Here is a 438-nt window from a genome sequence, read left to right as displayed (position 1 = left end):
AGTGCCACCAACTATTGAAGATTTTGTATTGGTTTGGTATTACTGTAGTATGGTTTTACTTGGCCTCTATTTGAGGTTACTGAGTTTCAACTAAACGTATTGTTACGAACTCACTAAAGTCGGAATTCGATATGCGATAGAAGAGAATGTACATGAGAACTTTTACAAGTTTTCTCGTGCAGGTGGTAAATTAGCGGCTTTTATCAGTGTTGTTGCGGTTATATTTTTAGGACCACTTGCATTAGTTGGTGCGGGTGCGGGGTTACTTCACGCGAGAGCCATGTCTAATCATAGAAAAAGGACAGAATACGAGGAGTATATTATTCCGAGTAGCTTTCGTGTTCGGTATCAACATAGTCGCCAGCAGGTTGCATTAAACCCTAGGTTTGAGTTGGAAATGCAGGAGATCGGAGCATGGGAGATGACATCACCTCCGGG

1 pseudogene is annotated in these 438 nt (G+C 42.0%); it reads left to right on the top strand.

What is annotated here, in order from left to right:
- A pseudogene (locus CIK04_RS35355) lies at positions 1–438 on the top strand (hypothetical protein); the annotation flags it as partial.

Source organism: Vibrio sp. 03_296 (genome assembly GCF_002265885.1).
Note: the sequence above shows the minus strand (reverse complement) of the source record. Positions and strands in the feature narration are given on the sequence as shown.